Source organism: Pseudoxanthomonas sp. GM95 (genome assembly GCF_900109775.1).
Lineage (GTDB): Bacteria > Pseudomonadota > Gammaproteobacteria > Xanthomonadales > Xanthomonadaceae > Pseudoxanthomonas_A.
Window position 1 is genome coordinate 529,034 of record NZ_FOAX01000002.1, and the last position, 19,020, is coordinate 548,053.

Genomic DNA, 19,020 nt, shown 5'->3' on the forward strand with positions numbered 1-19,020 from the left:
GACTGCATCCGGGCGGTGGGCCGTCAGGCCGCAGGCGCGCGACAGTGTCGTGCAAGTCCCGTGGGCCGGCGATGACCCTTTCGTCCAATGCACGCCAAGCGCGCCGGCCGCGGGGCACGCGGTCCAGCGCCATCGGCGCGCTGCTGCAGCGCAGGCGTTTTACTTCAGGCATTGCCGCGGATACCCCGGCGGCCTGGGAGAAGACCCCTCCGTACGGCGGGGTCCATTGAAGTGGCGACGGTCTTCATGCCGCCACTCCGGCGTCGGCCGCGACCGCGGCCACCGCGCTGACGGTGACCGACTCGCAGTCGTACACCTTTTCCAGCTGGTGGCGCAGGGTCTCGCCCGGACGCGTACTGTCCACCTGCATCTGCAGGCGCCAGCGTCCATCGGCATGCGGCGTGGCCTGCACGTCGCGCAGGACGAAGCCACGGCGTTCGACCATGCCGATCACGCGCACCAGGGCGCCTTCGGCCGGTTTCACGATCAGGTCAAGCCGGTATTGCATGGGACGTGGGCTCCGTGGCGGCCTTGGCAGGGTTGCTCTCCAGCATCGAGCTGTTGGCGTGGTTGGGCGGCACCAGCGGCCAGACATTGGCCTTGATGTCGATCGCCACGTGCAGCAGGGCTGGACCGGGGGTGGCCAGCAGTTCGGCCAGCGCGTCGTCGACGTCTTCGCGCAGTTCGATCCGGCGCGAAGGAATGCCGAACACCTTCGCCAGCGCGGCGAAATCCGGGTTGTCAGACAGGTCGATCTCGCTGTAACGCTCGGCGAAGAACAGCTCCTGCCACTGGCGGACCATGCCCAGCGCGGAGTTGTCCAGCAGCACGATCTTCACCGGCAGCTTGCAGCGGGCGATGGTGGTCAGCTCCTGCACGTTCATCATGAAGCCGCCATCGCCGTTGACCAGCACCACGGTGCGATCGGGACACGCAAACTGCGCGCCCATCGCCGCCGGCAGGCCGAAGCCCATCGTGCCCAGTGCGCCGCTGGTCAGGTGGTTGCGCGGATGGTTGAACTTGCAGTGCTGGGCGACCCACATCTGGTGCTGGCCGACGTCGCTGGTGATGATCGTGTCGGCCGGGGCCACTTCGCTCAGCCGCTTCAGCAGCGCCGGGGCATAGATGTCCGTGCCCGGTGCGTCGTAGCGGAAACCGAAACGCTCGCGGTTGGATGCGCACTTGGCCTTCCACGCATAGCAGCTGCTGCGTGCACCGCTCAGGGCGCGCAGGCCGCTGGCCACGTCGCCGGGAATGGCGATGTTGGCCGTGCGCAGCTTGGAGATCTCGTACGCATCGGCATCCAGGTGGATGACGCGGGCGAACGGGGCGAACTCGGCCAGCTTGCCGGTGGCGCGGTCATCGAACCGCGCCCCGACCACGATCAGCAGATCGCTGTCCTGCACCGCCATGTTGGCCGCGCGGGTGCCATGCATGCCCAGCATGCCCAGGTAATTGGGATGGTTGGCGGGCAGGGCGCCCAGGCCGCGCAAGGTGAGCACGGTCGGGATACCGCTGGTTTCGACGAAGTGGCGGAACGCCTCCACCGCGTTGCCCAGGGCGATCCCGCCGCCGCCGTAGACCACCGGCTTCTCCGCGCCGGCAATGGCCGCCAGGGCTTCGGCGATCGCGGCATCGGCTGGCGCCGGCACCGCATCGACGGTGGCCGGCACGTGGTCGGCCAGATGCGAGGCATCGGTGACCTGCACGTCCTTGGGCAGGTCGATCAGGACCGGGCCCGGACGACCTTCGCGCGCGATGCGGAACGCTTCGGCGAACACATGCGGCAGCTCCTCGACCTTCCGCACCAGGAAGCTGTGCTTGACGATCGGCATGGTCATGCCGAACACGTCCAGTTCCTGGAACGCATCGGTGCCGATCAGCGGCGTGGCGACCTGGCCGGTCAGGCACACCATGGGCACCGAATCCAGCATCGCATCGGCGATGCCGGTGACCAGGTTCGACGCGCCCGGGCCCGAGGTGGCCACGCACACGCCGACCTTGCCGGAGGCGCGCGCATAACCGTTGGCGGCCAGTGCGGCACCCTGCTCATGGCGGACCAGGATGTGCTTCAGGTTTGAATCCACCAGCGCGTCGTAGAACGGCATGATGGTGCCGCCCGGGTAGCCGAAGATCGTCTCCACGCCCTCGGTTTCCAGGGCGTGGGCGATCCAGCGGGCGCCATTGCGGGGTGCAGTGGCGACAGTCGCGTTCATGCGGCTGCGGCCTGGGATGTGGGTGCATTCTCGGCCAGCCACACCATCTTGGCGCGCAGCTGCTTGCCCACCACTTCGATCGGGTGATCCAGGTCGGCCTGCTTGAACTTCTTGTAGTTCGGCAGGCCCGCTTCGTATTCGGCGACCCAGTTCTTGGTGAAGGTGCCGTCCTGGATGTCGGTCAGCACGTCCTTCATGCGCGCCTTGGTCGAGGCGTCGATCACGCGCGGGCCGCTGACGTAGTCACCGTATTGCGCGGTCTCGGAGATGAACTCCAGCATGCGGGTAATGCCGCCTTCGTAGAACAGGTCCACGATCAGCTTCAGCTCGTGCAGCACTTCGTAGTAGGCGATTTCCGGCTGGTAGCCGGCTTCCACCAGGGTTTCGAAGCCAGCCTGCACCAGCGACGAGGCGCCGCCGCACAGCACGGCCTGCTCGCCGAACAGATCGGTCTCGGTCTCTTCCTTGAAGGTGGTCTTGATGATGTTGGCGCGCGCGCCGCCCAGGCCAGCGGCGTAGGACAGGGCGAACTGCTCGGCCTTGCCCGACTTGTCCTGGTACACGGCGTAGATGCACGGCACGCCGCGACCGATTTCATATTCGCGACGGACCAGCGCGCCCGGGCCCTTCGGCGCGACCAGGACCACGTCCAGGTCTTCGCGCGGCTCGACCATGCCGAAATGCACGTTCAGGCCGTGGGCGAACAGCAATACCGCGCCCTGCTTCATGTTCGGGGCCAGCACGTCGTAGTACAGGGTCTTCTGGACCATGTCCGGGGTCAGCACGGCGACCAGGTCGGCGTCCTTGACCGCTTCGGCCGGCGACTTGACCAGGAAACCATCGGCCTTGGCCTTGGCTTCGGTCGGGCCGCCCGGACGCAGGCCGACCGTCACATCGAAGCCCGACTCACGCAGGTTCATCGCATGGGCGCGACCCTGGCTGCCGTAACCGACGACGGCGATGGTGGGCTGGGGAAGATTGGAGGTCGAAGCGGTCATGTCGGGCGTTCCTGTGGGTGTTCGAAGGTTGGTGGTGAAACTTTCTCAGGGGCTGAAAGCACGAAACCCCGCACTTCGCAGTGCGGGGTTTCGTAGGATTTGCGTGTCTTTGTTGCTTACACGTCCGTACGTCCCGCAGTTGGCGAGGGAATAAGTACGAGCACAAGCACGGCGGCCGCGTTGGGCGCGGTCTGCAGGGTCTTGGGCGTGGGACGGGTGTGCTTCATGAGGTCGGCAGAAAACCATGCCCGCGAGGGGCCTGTCAAGCGCTGATTTTTGTTTCTTCGGCAACCACGTCAATGTGACAGCGCGCTGGTACACCAGGCAAGTGCGCGGTGCGTCGGTTGAAGCCGGCGAGTGCGGATTTTCTGAACAGGATGACGGCTTGCGGGCGGCCGGTTGGCCGCCGGTGCGGGACGCACCGACGGCCACGAGACATCGCATCACTCAGGGCGCGTGCGTACCGATGTGGGCGTCTAGGAAGGTTTCCAGCGTCTTGAACCAGGCGATGTTGTTGTCCTCGCCGTAGAAGCCGTGGCCTTCGTTGGGCACTGCCAGCCACTGCGGCGGATTGCCGGCCTGGGTCAGTGCTGCGCGCATCGCCTTGGCCTGGGCAAACGGCGCGCGCTGGTCGTCTTCGCCGTGGGCCAGCAGCACCGGCACCTTGATCTTCGCGGCCAAAGTGACCGGGGAGTTGGCATCCAGCTCGCTCTCGCTGCGGCCGATCACGCGTTGCAGGTAGCGGCGGCCCGATTCGGTCGTCTTGATGTCGCCCTTGCTGTACATCATGTCCAGGTCGTAGACGCCGGCCATGCCCACGGCGCACTGGAACAGCTCCGGGGCGCGCGTGACGGTCATCATGGCCGAGTAGCCGCCGAAGCTGCCGCCGTAGACGCAGATCCGCTTGGGATCGCTCATGCCCTGGTCGATCGTCCAGCGCACGCCGTCCAGCAGGTCGTCCTGGATGCGCGTGCCCCATTTCAGGTAGCCGGCCTGTTCGAAGGCAGGCCCGCGCCCGCTGCCGCCGCGATAGTTGACCTGCAGCACCAGGTAGCCGCGGCTGGCCAGGAACTGCGCATCGGTGTCGAAATCCCAGTCGTCCTGCACGCCGTGCGGGCCGCCATGCGGTACCAGCACCATCGGCAGCGTGCGTGGATCGGTGATGCCGGCGGGCAGGGTGAGGAGGGCTTCGAGCTGCTTGCCGTCACTGGTGGTGAAGCGCATCGATCGGCGCTCACCCATCTGCGCCGGATCGATGCCCTCGCGTTCGGTCAGCAGGCGGCGCAGCTTGTTGTCGGCACGGTTGAGCAGGTACCAGGCGCCGGGATCCTTGTCGCTGGTGATGGCGATCAGGATGACCTGGCCGTCCTGGCTCTGGTTGATGAACTCCACGCGCTTGCCGGGCAAGGCCTGGGTCAGCTGCTGGTGCAGCTGCGCGTCGGGCGAACTGCTGTCGAAGTAGGTGAATTTCACCGCGCCGCGCCCGGTCCTGGCGGCGAAGGGCACGCCGGGCACATGCGTCCATTGCAGGCTGCCGACGCTGGCGAAATCATCCTTGGCCAGCACCTGGATGTTGCCGCCCTGCACGTCGCTGCGGATCAACTGGGCCGGGCCGTCGTCATGGGTGCGCCAGCCATAGACCTGGGTGTCATCGGGCGAGAATGCGAACGGGCTCCACAGGTCATGGCCTGAGGTGGCGATCGGCTGCCAGCCGTTGCCGACCGCCCGATAAATCAGTGGGTTGTCGTCGACGTCGGTGCCGATGGCAAAGCGCGCCTTGCCGGCATGGTCGAGCACGAAATCCAGGTCGGGCTTGTCGATGTCGGCGACCAGGTGGAAGGAGAGCTTCTCGCTGTCCACGTCGTAGACCATCGAGCGACGTGTCTCCCACGAGAGCTGGCGCAGGTAGAAGTGCCCGTTGGGCACCTCCGGCACGCCTTCGATATAGCCGAAGCCACGGTCCAACGAGGCCATGCGCGCGCGCTGCTCGTAACCGTAGACGTACTTCTGGTTGGTGCCATCGAAGTTGCTGGCGATGATCTCGCCCATGGGGCGCGGCTGCTCCAGCGTGCCGACCTTGCGGCCCTTGGCGATCACCAGGCGCTGGTTGCTGACCCATTCCACCTGGTAGGCCATTTCGAACCGCGGGAACTTGAGCAGCGCGGTCTGCGTCATGTCCGCGATGCGGTAGACCGCCAGCGCCGAAGCGCCCTTGTCCAGGTCCATCGACACCGATAGGTATTTGCCGTCCGGCGAGAGCCGCGGCGCGCTGAGTTTGCTGAACTTGGCAAATGCCTCCACCGGCACCTTTTCCGCGGCCAAAGCGCCCAGGCAGGCGCTGCCCATCAGCGCGGCCAGGATGGCCCGCGTCCATGCATGCATTGTGTTGTCCCCTGTCAGGTCAATCCCCGTCGCGAAGATTAGCGCAGTGCGATGGCGCATGACACAAATGTCAGGCGTGGGCGCATGGGCCTTGTGCGGGCAGGTCGGCTTCTGCTTTACCGCTCGCTTCCGGACGCGAGCGGCCTGACATAACGCACGCGCCACGGCAGCGCTCGGACCTGGTTTCGGGTTTGGACTGGCGCCGTCGATGGCCGCCGGCGCGGCGCGATACCATCGTGGTCGGATCCGCTGCCGTCCTTGCGCATGAAATTGCAATCGCCGTTCTTCCAGCTTCCCGTCCAGCTCGACGCGGAGGTCTTGCGTGCGGAAGTCGCAGCGCTGACGCCTTCAGCCTGGCTGGAGCAGGCCGATGGCAGCGCGTTGCTGCGCCTGGTCAGCAAGCATGGCGACCCCGCGCTGGAGGCTGCTTCGGGCACGATGCAGGCCACGCCCTGGCTGCACGCTCTGCCTTACGTGCAGGAAGTACTGGCCGCGCTTGGCGCCACCTGGGGTCGCGTGTGGCTGCTGCGCGTGCCGGCCGGTGTGCAGCCTGCGGCGAGGGTCGAATCGGCGTACTACCACCGCGAACGCATGCGCCTGCACATCCCAGTAGAGACTGCGGACGACGTCGTCATGGACCTGGATGGTGATGCGGTCCAGATGTTGGCCGGCAGCGCTTGGGTCATCGATACGTGGCGGCCGCACCGGCTGATTGGTTCGACAGAAGCAACCTGCATCCATCTGCTCGCCGATACCGTCGGTGGCGCGCATCTGTGGGACCTGCTGGTGCGGGCGCGCTCGCCCGGGCGGCGCAAGGTCGTGGCCTGGGCGCCCGAGCGCATCGAACCGGAGACCGCGCATCGGGTCGCGCTGCGTTTCGAGACCGCCAATGTGCCGTCCGTGATGACGCCCTGGGAGTTGCGCGAGCACCTGATGTTCCTGCTGGCCGAAGCCGTCCAGGATCATCGCCTGCCTGCGCTGCAAAGCATCCTGCTGCGGTTCTCGCGGCACTGGCAGGCGCTATGGGCCGCCTACGGCACCGACGCTGCCGGCGATGTGTCTTATCGCGCGCTGCTGGATTCGGTGCGTGCCGAATGCCTGGCGTTGGACCTGGACGGCATGACGCTGCGCAACGGACTGGACTTGTGGCCGACCCTGGGCGAACAGGTCTTCGAGGTCGCGCTGGGCGAAGGCGCGCGCAAGCCGGTGGGCAAGGCCAAGGCGGCCAGCCGCCGCAAGCGCGCCACGCCCGAACTGGAAACAACCCTGCTCAGGGCGGGCGATGCGCTCGACGCGCCCCGCCCCGCAGGCGTGGTCGCGCCCGCGCTGCAGGTCCGCCAGCCACTCTTCATCGTCGGGGTGCCGCGCTCCGGCGCGCAGCTGCTGCTCAGCACGCTGGCGCAATCGCCGGACCTGGTCACCGCCGAAGGCGACACGCAGCGGGTGATCGAAGGCGTGCGTCGCCTGTCGCCCAAGCAGCGCGACCAGTACGACAACCGCCTGCTGGCCGAAGACGCGCTGGGCGAAGTCACCCGGCGCCTGCGCCAGCGCTTCACCAAGGGCCTGCGCGATCGCGACGGCCGCCGTGCGCAGGGGCCGGATGTCCGCCTGATCCAGGCCGGCAGCAAGCAGGCGCTGCGGATCCCGTTCCTGGCCCAGCTGTACCCGGACGCGCGCTTCATCTACCTGCATCGCGAGCCACACGAGGCGCTGGGCAGCATGCTCAACAGTTGGAAATCGGGTCGCTGCATCACCTACCAGGCGCTGCCGCAGTGGGAAGGGCTGCCTTGGTCGTTCGCGCTGACCCCGGACTGGCAGCGCCTGTCCGGGCGCTCGCTGGAGGACATCGTGGCGGGGCAGTGGAGCGCGATCGCCGACTGCATGCTGGGCGACCTGGCCGAGCTGCCGGGCGAGCGCTGGATCGGCGTCGACTTCGATCGCCTGCTGGCCGATCCGCAGGGGGAAGTTGAGCGCCTGGTCCGCTTTGCCGGCCTGGCCTGGGATCGGGAACTGGGCATTGTCCTGCCGCGCCGCGACAGGCCCTTCAGCGCCAGTGCCGTGGCCTCGGCCCGCCAGCGCGGAGCACGCATCGCCGAAGCGCACCCCGAGCTGGTTGCGCGCGCCTGGCAGGCGTCGCTGCACGGTTGAGGAACAAGAAAGGCGCCCGGAGGCGCCTTTCTTGTTTGAACCCGTGAAGCCGAGCCTTACTTCGGGCTCTGCTGCGCGTCGCGTTCGATGGCTTCGAGCAGGATCTTCTTGGCCTCGTCGGCGCCGCCCCACCCGTCGAGCTTGACCCACTTGCCCTTCTCCAGGTCCTTGTAGTGCTCGAAGAAGTGGCCGATGCGCTCCAGCCAGTGGCCGCTGACCTGGGCGATGTCATTGATGTGCGAGTAGCCGCTGAACACCTTGTCCACCGGCACGGCCAGCAGCTTCTCGTCGCTACCGGCTTCGTCGCTCATGCGCAGCACGCCGACCGGGCGGCAGCGGATGACCGAGCCCGGCACCAGCGGCAGCGGCAGCACGACCAGCACGTCGGCCGGGTCGCCGTCGCCGCACAGGGTGTGCGGCACGTAGCCGTAGTTGCAGGGATAGCGCATGGGCGTGGACAGGATGCGGTCGACGAAAATCGCGCCGGACTCCTTGTCCACCTCGTACTTCACCGGCTCGGAATCCTTGGGGATTTCGATGATGACGTTGATCTCTTCCGGCGGGTTCTTGCCGGTGGGGACGCTGCCAAGGCCCATGTACTGCTCCAGTGTGAGGTTTGGTCGAAAGTGGGCCGCATTCTAGCGCAGGGCTGTTGCGACGCAGCAGTGAACGTCGGCGGGAACCGCTCAGGGAAGCGGTTTCTGCCGGCGCTCGCGTTCAGGCAAGGCGCTTGCCGGAGGCGGTCGAGCCCGCGGCAAGGCCGCGGGCGTTGGCGCGCGCAAGGCGGGGCGGAGCCCGCTCAGGGGCCAAGCAAGGGAATGATCAACAGCGCGACGATGTTGATGATCTTGATCAGCGGATTGATCGCCGGGCCGGCCGTGTCCTTGTAGGGATCGCCGACCGTGTCGCCGGTCACCGCAGCCTTGTGCGCCTCGCTGCCCTTGCCGCCGAAATGGCCGTCCTCGATGTACTTCTTGGCGTTGTCCCAGGCGCCGCCGCCGGTGGTCATCGAGATCGCCACGAACAGCCCGGTCACGATCGTGCCGATCAGCAGGCCACCCAGCGCCTGCGCGCCCAGCAGCAGGCCGACCACCACCGGCACGGCCACCGGCAACAGCGAGGGCACGATCATTTCGCGGATGGCGGCGCGGGTCAGCAGGTCCACGGCGGTGTGGTACTGCGGCTTGCCGCTGCCGTCCATGATCCCGGGGATTTCGCGGAACTGGCGACGCACTTCCTCGACCACGCTGCCGGCGGCGCGGCCCACGGCTTCCATCGCCATCGCGCCGAACAGATAGGGAATCAGGCCGCCGATCAACAGGCCGATGATCACCCGATGGTCGGACAGATCGAAGGTGTAGACCGAGCCCGGGTGCGCGGTGGCCAGGTTGTGCGTGTAGTCGGCGAACAGCACCAGCGCCGCCAATGCGGCCGAGCCGATCGCATAGCCCTTGGTCACCGCCTTGGTGGTGTTGCCGACGGCATCGAGCGGGTCGGTCACCGCACGCACCTCAGAGGGCAGTTCGGCCATTTCGGCGATGCCGCCGGCGTTGTCGGTGATCGGGCCGTAGGCATCGAGCGCGACGATCATGCCGGCCATCGACAGCATCGCCGTGGCGGCGATCGCGATGCCATACAGGCCGCCCAGCGCATGTGCGCCCCAGATCGCCGCGCACACGGCGATCACCGGCATCGCGGTGGATTTCATCGACACCCCCAGCCCGGCGATGATGTTGGTGCCGTGGCCGGTGGTCGAGGCCGAAGCCACGTGCTGCACCGGCTTGTACTGGGTGCCGGTGTAGTACTCGGTGATCCACACGATCACGCCGGTCAGCGCCAGGCCGATCAATGCGCACCCGTAGAGCGGCATCGCGCCGACGGCGGCATCGCGCATGAGTGCCGTGGTCACCGGATAGAAGGCAATCGCCGCGAGCACGGCCGAAACGATCACGCCTTTGTAGAGCGCGCCCATGATCGAGCCGCCTGGCTTCACCCGCACGAACAGCGCGCCGATGATCGAGGCGATGATCGACACGCCGCCCAGCACCAGCGGATAGAGGATGGCGTTCGGTCCGGCCTCACTGGCCATCAAGCCACCGAGCAGCATCGTGGCGATCACCGTGACCGCATAGGTTTCGAACAGGTCCGCGGCCATGCCCGCGCAGTCGCCGACGTTGTCGCCGACGTTATCGGCGATCACCGCCGGGTTGCGCGGATCATCTTCGGGAATGCCCGCTTCGACCTTGCCGACCAGGTCGGCGCCGACATCCGCGCCCTTGGTGAAGATGCCGCCGCCCAGGCGCGCGAAGATCGAAATCAGCGATGAGCCGAAGGCCAGGCCGACCAGCGCATGCAGCGCGGCCTCGCCACTCAGGCCCATGTGATGGGTCAGCAACGCCCAGTAGCCGGCCACGCCGAACAAGCCCAGGCCAACCACCAGCATCCCGGTGATCGCACCGCCGCGGAAGGCGACATCCATTGCCGCGCTGATGCCGTGGCGTGCGGCTTCGGCCGTGCGCACGTTGGCGCGGACCGAGACATTCATGCCGATGTAGCCGGCGGCGCCGGACAGCACGGCGCCCAAGGCAAATCCGATCGCCGTCGGCCAGTTGAGGAATACACCCACCAGCACGAACAGCACTGCGCCAGCGACCGCGATGGTCAGGTATTGCCGGTTGAGATAGGCGCGTGCGCCTTCCTGGATCGCGGCGGCGATTTCCTGCATGCGTGCATTGCCCGCGGGGCGCGACAGCACCCAGCGCGAAGACACGATGCCGTACACGATGGCAACCGCTGCGCACACCAGTGCCAGCTCAAGTCCGTAATGTTCCAGCATGACCCCTCCCAAGGCTGATGGATGGCGGCCTTCGACCGAGCTGGGCGATGCCGCGTCTGGCCGCGTGTGCTTGCAATGCGCAGCGGGCCGGGCCTGAGTGTAGGCCGCCGGCGGATGGGGTCATGACGCACTGCCGCGATGGCTGCGCAACGCAGGCGTGGGGTGCGTGCCGTGGCGTCGGCACGCGCAGGCCTTGCGGCCGGAGAATCAGGCGGCGACGGAGATCCTGGGGTCGCCCAGCACCACAGAGGCTTCATCCGGCTGCGGCGTCGCGAGATCGCTGTCGAGCTGGCTGGTGGGCGTGGCGATGGCGTGGGCCAGCATGTGCAGGGTGACGCCTTCCCAATCCAGCACCTGGCTGTTGTCGATGCTGTCGCGATCGTGCGACAGCGCGTTGCGCAGCGCGGCCACGATGCTGTCCTCCGAGCCCGGGACATAGGCGGCCATGTGCGCACTGCGCGCGGCGAAATCTGGCGCGATGATCGGCAGCCTGCAGTAGGTGTACTGGATCATCTTCATGCTCGACTGGCTCAAATAGTCGGCATTGGGCGCGGGGCGATACGGCGCGATGCCAGCATCGGCGTGCTGGATGTAGGGCGTGATGGTGGCGAAGGGTAGTTCGCCATGCGTGACCACGTTGGGCAGCACTTCATCCAGGCGCGCCTGCTTGCCGAACAGGTGAAAGTTCACCGACGGCTCGGCCTTGGCCATGGTCGTGATCGCGTCGGCATCGAACAGCATGTCGCCCACGCTGACCACGTTGCGCGTGCCCGCCGGGTAGGGCGAAGCGCTCGGCGCATCGAACGCCAGCTTGTCCAGCCCGTGCGGGATGTACTGCACATTCCGCGCGGTCGGATAGTCGGCCACCATCACCTCGGCCGGCACGCGCACCAGGCTGAAATACGGCAGCGCGGCGCGCTCGGCTTCCAGGATGATCGGGTGGTAGTGGAGCGTGGCAATGCGGTCGCAGACGCTGTAGACGAAGCTCGCCTTGGGGAACTTGCGCGCCAGGGTCGGCACCAGGCACAGGCCGGCGCCGTTCTCCACGATGAACACATCGGCGTCGCTGATCCCGTCCAGCAAGTCGCGCGACAGCAGCTGCGGATACAGCGCGAACAGCGGCTTGGTCAGCGCGTCCAGCGCGGCCTTGCCCAGCGACATAGGATGGAACAGCGGCCGCCACAGGAATTTGCGCACGCGCGGGGCGACGTCCTTCCACGCATTGAACGGGCCCTGGAACTGGCGGCCCTGGCGCTTGAGCTTGGTCAGCGGACTCATGCCGATGGTGACGAACTCGACCTGGTCGCCGCGGCGCGCCAGCACATCGCTCCAGAAGTGGAAATCCACCTTGCGGGCGGACGTGGCCTCGTGGACGGTGAGCATGACGATCTTCATGGGCGATGTTCCTGCGACGCTTGGGGGAATGACGTCCGGGCAGCGCGCCGCGCTTTCACATTCGTGGCGCCGGCGACCGGGGTCTCTCCAAAGAACGCAGGCTCGCCGGGATGCCGGTCACATCGCGCGGTTAAATCGGCGTGGGTGGCGCGTGAGGGCGCACAGGCGACGGCGGCGCGCGCGATGACCTGTTCAGCTACTGCGTGGCAGCCTCCGGCGGTCTTCCCCTTTCCTGGAATCGTCCGATGCCCAGCTTCCTCGTCCGATCAGTCGCCCTATCGCTTGCCGTGCTGCCGTTGGCGGCCCTGGCCCAGGACACGCCGGAGATTCAGCGCCCGGTTGGCGCCGCCCAGGCAAACGGTGTGCTGCACACGCTGCGCCAGATCCCCGAGGCCTGCACCCGGTTGGAGGGCACCTTCACCGGCGATGCGGCCAAGCCCTACGACATGAAACTGGTGCGGACCAGCCCCAGCTGCCAGGCGCGGGCGGTGTTCATGGACTACGGAAAGGTCCAGCCCAGCGTCGCCAAGGGCTGGAAGCTCAACGACATCATCAAGGTACCCTCGGCCAGCTGCAGCAGCCAGCAGGCGGTGGTCCATGTCTGGCGGAAGCCGGCCGGTCAGGAGCTGAAGCTCGACGGCCAGGACCGCGCCCGCATCTACCTGGAAGACGCCAAGGCCCAGGCCGCCGCCGGCAAGCTGGCGGCGCTGCCGGCGTATGCGGCGCAGCTGGAAATCGAAGGCAAGGCCTGCCGCTAAGGCGTGCAGGTGATGGCGAGGCGCATGCAGGCCTCGCCATCTAAGGCGTGAAACTCAGCCTTCCCAGGCCGGCAGCTTCTTCTTGATCGCCACGTTCTTCAGCGTCACGTACTTGGGCAGACCGTCGCTGCCGTAGGGCAGGGGCGCCTCGCCCTTGATCAGCGGCGCCAGGTAGGTGCGTGCCTTGGCGGTGATGCCGAAGCCGTCCTTGCGGATGAAGCTGGGCGGCATGGTTTTCTCGTGATTGGCGACCTTGGACAGCGGCGCCGGTTCGATTTTCCAGCGATACGGGGCATCGGCGCTGCGCACGATCACCGGCATCACCGCATTCATGCCTTTCAATGCGTACTGCACCGCGGCCTTGCCCACGGCCTGGGCCTGGGCCCAGTCGTTCTTCGAGGCGATATGCCGGGCCGAACGCTGCAGGTAATCCGGCAGCGCCCAGTGCACCTTGTAGCCCAGTGCGTCCTTGACCTTGCCAGCCAGATACGAGGCCACGCCACCCAGCTGCGCGTGGCCGAACGCATCGGTGCCGCCGCCGGCATCGGCGACGAAGCGGCCATCGGCGCTGCGGATGCCTTCGCTGGCGACGACCACGCAATAGCCGACTCTTTTCACGACCTTGTCGACCTGGGCCAGGAAGACGGCTTCGTCGTAGGCGCGCTCGGGGAACAGAATGATGTGCGGGGCTTCATCGGGCGTGGCGCCCGCCAGGCCGGCCGCGGCGGCCAGCCAGCCGGCGTGGCGGCCCATGGCTTCGTAAACGAAGACCTTGGTGGAGGTCTCGGCCATCGCAGCCACGTCCAGCGCGGCTTCGCGCACCGACACGGCGGTGTACTTGGCGGCCGAACCGAAGCCCGGGCAGGTGTCAGTGACCGCCAGGTCGTTGTCGATGGTCTTGGGCACGCCCACGCAGGTCAGCGGATAGCCGAAGGCCTGGGCCAGCTGCGAGACCTTCCAGGCGGTGTCGGCCGAATCGTTGCCGCCGTTGTAGAGGAACCAGCGCACGTGGTGCGCCTTGAGCACGTCGAGCAGGCGTTCATAACGGGCGCGATCGGCTTCCAGCGACTTGAGCTTGACCCGGCAGGAGCCGAACGCGCCGCCGGGCGTATGCGCCAGGGCGGCGATGGCAGCCACCGACTCCTTCGAGGTGTCGATCAGCTCCTCGCGCAGCGCGCCCAGGATGCCGTTGCGGGCCGCCAGGACCTTGATCTTGCGGCGCCGGGCTTCGGTGATCACGCCGGAAGCGGTGGCATTGATGACGGCGGTGACGCCGCCGGACTGGGCATATAGAAGAGTGGATTCCACCATCGTCTCGCCTTGGGGTCTGGACCGGATGGGGTAAGCTTCCCATATCGATGCGAGAACCGTGTTGGCGCCGCCCGCAGGCTGGCAGCCCGGTTCCGCTCCCCCGATTTCCCCATTGAAATGTTTGGAGTGACACGATGCGACTGGTTCTTTTGGGACCGCCCGGCTCGGGCAAGGGCACGCAGGCCACGCGCCTGAAGGACTTCCTCAAGGTCCCGCACATCTCCACCGGCGACCTGCTGCGTGGCGAAGTGGCGGCCGGCACGGAGCTGGGCAAGCAGGCCAAGGCGGTGATGGATGCCGGCAACCTGGTGTCCGACGACATCCTGCTGGGCATGCTGGAATCGCGCCTGGCGCAAGGAGATGTGGCCAACGGCTTCATCCTGGACGGCTACCCGCGCAACCTGGCCCAGGCCGACGCGCTGGGCAAGCTGCTGGAACGCATCGGCCAGCCGTTCGACGCCGCCGTGCAGCTGGAAGTGCCGAGCGAGCTGCTGGTCGAGCGCATCGCCGGCCGCGCCCAGGCCGAAGGTCGCGCCGATGACAATCCGGAATCGGTCCGCAAGCGCCTGCAGGTCTACACCGACAGCACCGCGCCGGTGATCGGCTTCTACAAGGATCAGGGCCGCCTGACCGTGGTCGATGGCGTGGGCGAGCTGGACGAAGTCACCCAGCGCCTGACCGACGCACTGGCGCCGGCCAAGGCCTGAACCCAGGCTTCAGCTGCGAGAAAGAAGGCGCCTTGAACGGCGCCTTTTTTCATGGCGCACTTCCCTGTGCGCCACCCTTCGCGCGGCTGCGCGGTGAAAAACGCCTGCCCCGCCGTTTTTCCTTGCGCCTGGGTCGTGCCCCGCGGCGTGATCGGCGACAATCGAAGCCATGAGCAAACTGCATATCCTGGGCATCGCCGGCACCTTCATGGGCGGCGTGGCCGCGCTGGCCCGCGAGCTGGGCCACACCGTCGAAGGCAGCGACCAGGCCATCTACCCGCCGATGTCCACGCAGCTGGAGCAGCTGGGGATCGAACTGGCGCAGGGCTACCTGCCGGGCAACATCTCGCCCGACTGCGATGCGGTGATCGTCGGCAATGCGCTCTCGCGCGGCAACGCCGCGGTGGAAGCGGTGCTCAATGACGGCCGCCGCTATACCTCCGGCGCGCAGTGGTTGAGCGAGGCGGTACTGCCCGGCCGCACCACGCTGGCAGTGGCCGGCACCCACGGCAAGACCACGACGACCACGATCCTCACCTACCTGCTGGAGGCGGCCGGACGCACGCCGGGTTTCCTGATCGGTGGCGTGGCCGAGGATTTCGGCGTGTCGGCGCGGCTGGGGCAGGGTGCCGAATTCGTGGTGGAAGCCGACGAATACGACACCGCGTTCTTCGACAAGCGCAGCAAGTTCGTGCACTACCGCCCGACCGTGGCGATCCTCAACAACCTGGAATACGACCACGCCGATATCTTCCCGGACGTGGCGGCGATCCAGCGCCAGTTCCACCATCTGGTGCGCACCGTGCCGGGCCACGGCCGGCTGATCGTCAACGGTGACGATGCGCGCCTGGACGAGGTGCTGGCGATGGGCTGCTGGACCCCGGTGGAACGCTTCGGTTTCGACGCGGCGCTGGACTGGAGCGCGCGCCTGATCGCTGCCGACGGCAGCGCGTTCGCGGTGCTGAAGAACGGCGTGGAAGTCGGCGAAGTGCATTGGCCCCTGGTCGGCAAGCACAACGTGCTCAACGGCCTGGCCGCACTGGCCGCGGTGAACGCCGTTGGCGTGGAGGTCGCCACCGTGATCCCGGCGTTGGCCCGTTTTCGCAGCGTCAAGCGCCGGCTGGAAGTGATCGGGACGCATGACGGCATCACGGTGTACGACGACTTCGCCCATCACCCCACGGCGATTGCCACTACGCTCGATGGCCTGCGCGCGAAGGTGGGCGACGCGCGCATCGTGGTGGCGATGGAGCCGCGCAGCAATTCGATGCGCCTGGGCGCGCATGCCGATGCGCTGGCGCCTTCGCTCGATGGCGCCGACGCGGTGGTGTTCCTGCATCGCCCCGAGCTGGCCTGGGATGCAGGCAAGGTGATCGCCGACGTGCGCGGTGATGCGCGCGCGGTGCCCGATACCGATGCGCTGATTGCGGCCTTGCGCGCGCTTGTGCAGCCGGGCGACCAGGTGGTCTTCATGTCCAATGGCGGCTTCGACGGCGCGCCGCGACGCTTCCTGGCGGCGCTGCAGGACTGAGCCTTTCGTATAGGCGACGTGCAGGCCTGCCTGCCGCGCCATGTTTACACTCGACCCCATGCCGTCCACCGAAAGCCTGCCGCTGTTCCCCCTGCACACCGTGCTGTTGCCCGGTGCGGGCCTGGGCCTGCGCGTGTTCGAACGCCGCTACCTGGACCTGATCCGCGAGTGCGGCCGCAGCGGGCGCGGCTTCGGCGTGTGCCTGATCCTGGAGGGCGAGGAAGCCGGCAGGCCGGCCACGCCGGCGGCCTATGGCACCGAGGCGACCATCGAGGATTTCTCCACCGGCGCCGACGGGCTGTTGAACCTGCGCCTACGTGGCGGCCGGCGCTTCCACGTGCAGCGCACGCGGGTGCGCGACAACGGCGTGGTGGTGGGCGAAGTGGACTGGTGCGCGCCCGAGGACGATGACGAGCTGCGGCCCGAGCACGGCCTGCTGGCCACGGTGCTGGAAAAGATCTTCGAGAAGGCCGGCGCCACGCCGCCGAACATGCGCAGCAGCGACCTGGACAGCGCCGCGTGGGTGGGCTGGCGGCTCGCCGAACTGCTGCCGCTCACCGATGCCCAGCGCCTGGCTGTCCTGCAGGAAGACGATCCACATGCGCGGCTGGATCGCCTGCTGGCGCTGATGGCCTAAGCCACGGATTCATCCGCACGCGCGTGCCCGGCCTGGGCGCGGCGCGATGCCGCCACGCTCAAGGTTTCAGCGGCGCCACGGGCTCCGGCCCGACTTCATCGGTGCGCAGGCGCAAGACCGGCAGTCCAGTGGACGGATGCGGTGAACTCGCTTGCGGCAGATCCTGCACGGCCTGGGTCAGCACGCTCAGCGAGGCATCGGCATCGGGCAGCGGTCGCCACAGGCCGACCAGGCCGAACAGCGTCTGGTGGCGCAGGGTCTGCGCGCCGCCGATCCACAGCGGCGTCTGGTTCGGCTGCAGCATCAGCGGCGTGGCCCATAGGCGCAGCGCGTATTGCTGGTCCGGGCGCGGGCCGGGCTTGAGCATCAGCAGGCTTTCGGCATGGGTGTCGAGCGTGGCCGGCAGCACCGGGTGCTCGCGCGGCGGCACGCCGGCCTTGAGCAGCTGCAGGGCGCGCTCCCAGCCGGCCTGCGGCTGCAGGCGCCAGCCGTCGGATTCCAGGCGATGGACCAGCGGCAGCAGCGGGCCGGCGACCTGTACGTCCAGCGGCCAGCGCTGTTCGTCGTCGAATTCATTGCGCGTGGCCGGCAGCACGCGCCAAGCATCGCGCCACCAGTCTTCCAGCGGTCGCGCGACGCTCACCGGCGTGGCATCGAAGCGGTTCAGCATGCCGTCCACCGCGCGCGGGCCGTGCCACAGCGCGGCCGCGGCGAACACGCCGTAGAAGATCCACGCCAGCGGCTTGACCCACAGCGAGCGCTTGGTCCGGCGCCGGTAGGCCACGCCCAGGATCAGCAGCCAGACCACGCCCAGCAGCACGCCGCCGACCACATCGCTGAGCCAGTGCGCGCCCAGATACACGCGGGCAAACCCGATCGTGCTGACCACCACGCCGGCGACCACGTACGGCCACATGCGATCGCGCCCCGGCAGTTCGCGTGCGATCAGCACCGCAAAGAAGCCGAAGATGATCGTGGTCATCGTCACCGCGATCGAGGGAAAACCAAACCCGCTGGCCACCGTCGGCGGCTTGGGGATATCGATCACCGCACCCAGCCACGCCGTCAGCGCCAGGCCGAAGGCGATCGCGGCCAGCCAGTGGCCGGCGGCCAGCCAGCGCTTGCGCCAGGCCAGGTAGCCCAGCACGGCTAGGCTGGCGGGCGTGAGCACGTCGGCATCGCCGATCGCGGCGATGGCCGCCAGCGGCCGGTCGGCCAGTGGATTGCGCAGGCTGTGCATCAGCTCGAACAGCCACAGGTCCAGCGCCAGCGGCTTGCCGTGCCCGACCACCAGCGCCAGGAAGCCGAACAGTACCCAGGCCACCAGCAGCAGGACCACGGCCAGCACGGCCAGCGACACGGTCTCGCGCCGGTTCGGGTCGAACACCGCCACCGAATAGCGGCCCAGCACCGGATGCGCGCGCGACCAGGCCAGGCCGCGCGCCAGCAGCGCATCGGCGTGCGCGGCGAACCAGCGGTAGGTGTACAACACCACCGCCCAGATCAGCGCCAGCACCACTAGCAGCAGGGCGACCACCACCGCCAGGCGTCCGGCGACCGCCGCCACCGCGTCGTAGGCATGGCCCAGCGCCCAACCCGGCAGCAGGAACAGGAAGCCCCACGACAGTCCGGCGATGGCGCTGACCGGCAGGTAGCGGCGCAGCGGCATGTGCAGCATCCCGGCCACGGCCGGCACGAACGGACGGATCGGCCCGACATAGCGCGCGATCAGGATCGCCTTGACGCTGTTGCGCCGGAGCAGCCGCTCGCCGCGTTCCAAAAACTGCGGGTACTTGTTGAACGGCCAATGCCCGCGCAACTGCGGGCCCCAGCGCCGGCCCACCCAGAAGCTCAAGCCATCGCCGACGAACGCGCCCAGCGCCGCGCAGACCACCGCGTACGGACCGGACAGTTCGCCCAGCCCGATCAGCACGCCCACGCCGATCAGCAGCGGCAGTGCCGGCACGATCGCACCGAGGATGATCAGCGAATCGGACAGCGCAATGAGAAACACCACCGCGCCGGCAGCGACCGGATGTGCGGTGATCCAGTCCAGCAGTCCATCGAACCAGGAATCCATCGGCCGCATTATAGGAAGTCA

The 19,020-nt window shown here is 67.7% G+C and carries 14 protein-coding genes; 5 read left to right on the top strand and 9 right to left on the bottom strand.

The features are described from left to right. Positions 1-244: 244 nt before the first annotated feature. From BMZ17_RS10465 to BMZ17_RS10480, 4 genes are all read right to left on the bottom strand, one after another. Entirely contained in the window at positions 245-508 is a 264-nt protein-coding gene (locus BMZ17_RS10465) for an ACT domain-containing protein (protein ID WP_093138525.1), read from the bottom strand. Beyond that, positions 492-2,216 carry an acetolactate synthase 2 catalytic subunit gene (ilvG, locus tag BMZ17_RS10470; protein WP_093138526.1) on the bottom strand — a complete coding sequence of 575 codons (1,725 nt, stop codon included), beginning with the start codon at positions 2,214-2,216 and terminating at the stop codon, positions 492-494. The genes BMZ17_RS10465 and ilvG overlap by 17 nt, the downstream gene beginning before the upstream one ends. After that, a complete protein-coding gene (ilvC, locus tag BMZ17_RS10475; protein WP_093138527.1) occupies positions 2,213-3,214 on the bottom strand; it encodes a ketol-acid reductoisomerase in 1,002 nt (333 codons plus the stop codon). The genes ilvG and ilvC overlap by 4 nt, the downstream gene beginning before the upstream one ends. 447 nt (positions 3,215-3,661) lie before the next feature. Then, positions 3,662-5,596: an alpha/beta hydrolase family protein gene (locus BMZ17_RS10480; RefSeq protein WP_093138528.1), complete on the bottom strand. Its 1,935-nt coding sequence runs from the start codon at positions 5,594-5,596 to the stop codon at positions 3,662-3,664. Positions 5,597-5,860: 264 nt separating this feature from the next. Here BMZ17_RS10480 and BMZ17_RS10485 point away from each other — a divergent pair, with 264 nt between their 5' ends. Then, on the top strand, positions 5,861-7,744 hold the full coding sequence (locus tag BMZ17_RS10485) for a sulfotransferase family protein (protein WP_093138529.1): 1,884 nt from the start codon (positions 5,861-5,863) through the stop codon (positions 7,742-7,744). Positions 7,745-7,800: 56 nt separating this feature from the next. On the opposite strand, the gene ppa is transcribed toward BMZ17_RS10485, so the two are convergent. From ppa to BMZ17_RS10500, 3 genes are all read right to left on the bottom strand, one after another. Then, on the bottom strand, positions 7,801-8,340 hold the full coding sequence (gene ppa, locus BMZ17_RS10490) for an inorganic diphosphatase (protein ID WP_093138530.1): 540 nt from the start codon (positions 8,338-8,340) through the stop codon (positions 7,801-7,803). 203 nt (positions 8,341-8,543) lie between these two features. Next, positions 8,544-10,580, bottom strand: a complete 2,037-nt coding sequence (locus tag BMZ17_RS10495) for a sodium-translocating pyrophosphatase (RefSeq protein WP_093138531.1) — start codon at positions 10,578-10,580, stop codon at positions 8,544-8,546. Positions 10,581-10,787: 207 nt separating this feature from the next. Beyond that, positions 10,788-11,975 carry a GumK N-terminal domain-containing glycosyltransferase gene (locus BMZ17_RS10500; protein WP_093138532.1) on the bottom strand — a complete coding sequence of 396 codons (1,188 nt, stop codon included), beginning with the start codon at positions 11,973-11,975 and terminating at the stop codon, positions 10,788-10,790. A 245-nt stretch (positions 11,976-12,220) separates the two neighbouring features. Between BMZ17_RS10500 and BMZ17_RS10505 the strand changes: the two genes are divergently transcribed. Then, complete coding sequence (locus tag BMZ17_RS10505; protein ID WP_093138533.1) at positions 12,221-12,733, top strand: hypothetical protein; 513 nt, start codon at positions 12,221-12,223, stop codon at positions 12,731-12,733. A gap of 54 nt (positions 12,734-12,787) precedes the next feature. Here the strand turns inward: BMZ17_RS10505 and BMZ17_RS10510 are convergent, their stop codons facing one another. Then, positions 12,788-14,044 carry a 6-phosphofructokinase gene (locus tag BMZ17_RS10510; RefSeq protein ID WP_093138534.1) on the bottom strand — a complete coding sequence of 419 codons (1,257 nt, stop codon included), beginning with the start codon at positions 14,042-14,044 and terminating at the stop codon, positions 12,788-12,790. A 134-nt stretch (positions 14,045-14,178) separates the two neighbouring features. Here BMZ17_RS10510 and BMZ17_RS10515 point away from each other — a divergent pair, with 134 nt between their 5' ends. The 3 genes from BMZ17_RS10515 (at position 14,179) to BMZ17_RS10525 (ending at position 16,919) form a co-directional block, all read left to right on the top strand. Then, positions 14,179-14,751 carry an adenylate kinase gene (locus BMZ17_RS10515; protein WP_093138535.1) on the top strand — a complete coding sequence of 191 codons (573 nt, stop codon included), beginning with the start codon at positions 14,179-14,181 and terminating at the stop codon, positions 14,749-14,751. A gap of 169 nt (positions 14,752-14,920) precedes the next feature. Further along, complete coding sequence (gene mpl / locus BMZ17_RS10520) at positions 14,921-16,282, top strand: UDP-N-acetylmuramate:L-alanyl-gamma-D-glutamyl-meso-diaminopimelate ligase (protein ID WP_093138536.1); 1,362 nt, start codon at positions 14,921-14,923, stop codon at positions 16,280-16,282. 58 nt (positions 16,283-16,340) lie between these two features. Then, on the top strand, positions 16,341-16,919 hold the full coding sequence (locus tag BMZ17_RS10525) for an LON peptidase substrate-binding domain-containing protein (protein WP_093138537.1): 579 nt from the start codon (positions 16,341-16,343) through the stop codon (positions 16,917-16,919). Positions 16,920-16,977: 58 nt separating this feature from the next. Here the strand turns inward: BMZ17_RS10525 and BMZ17_RS10530 are convergent, their stop codons facing one another. Further along, positions 16,978-18,999 carry a bifunctional DedA family/phosphatase PAP2 family protein gene (locus tag BMZ17_RS10530; RefSeq protein WP_093138538.1) on the bottom strand — a complete coding sequence of 674 codons (2,022 nt, stop codon included), beginning with the start codon at positions 18,997-18,999 and terminating at the stop codon, positions 16,978-16,980. Positions 19,000-19,020: the final 21 nt, after the last annotated feature.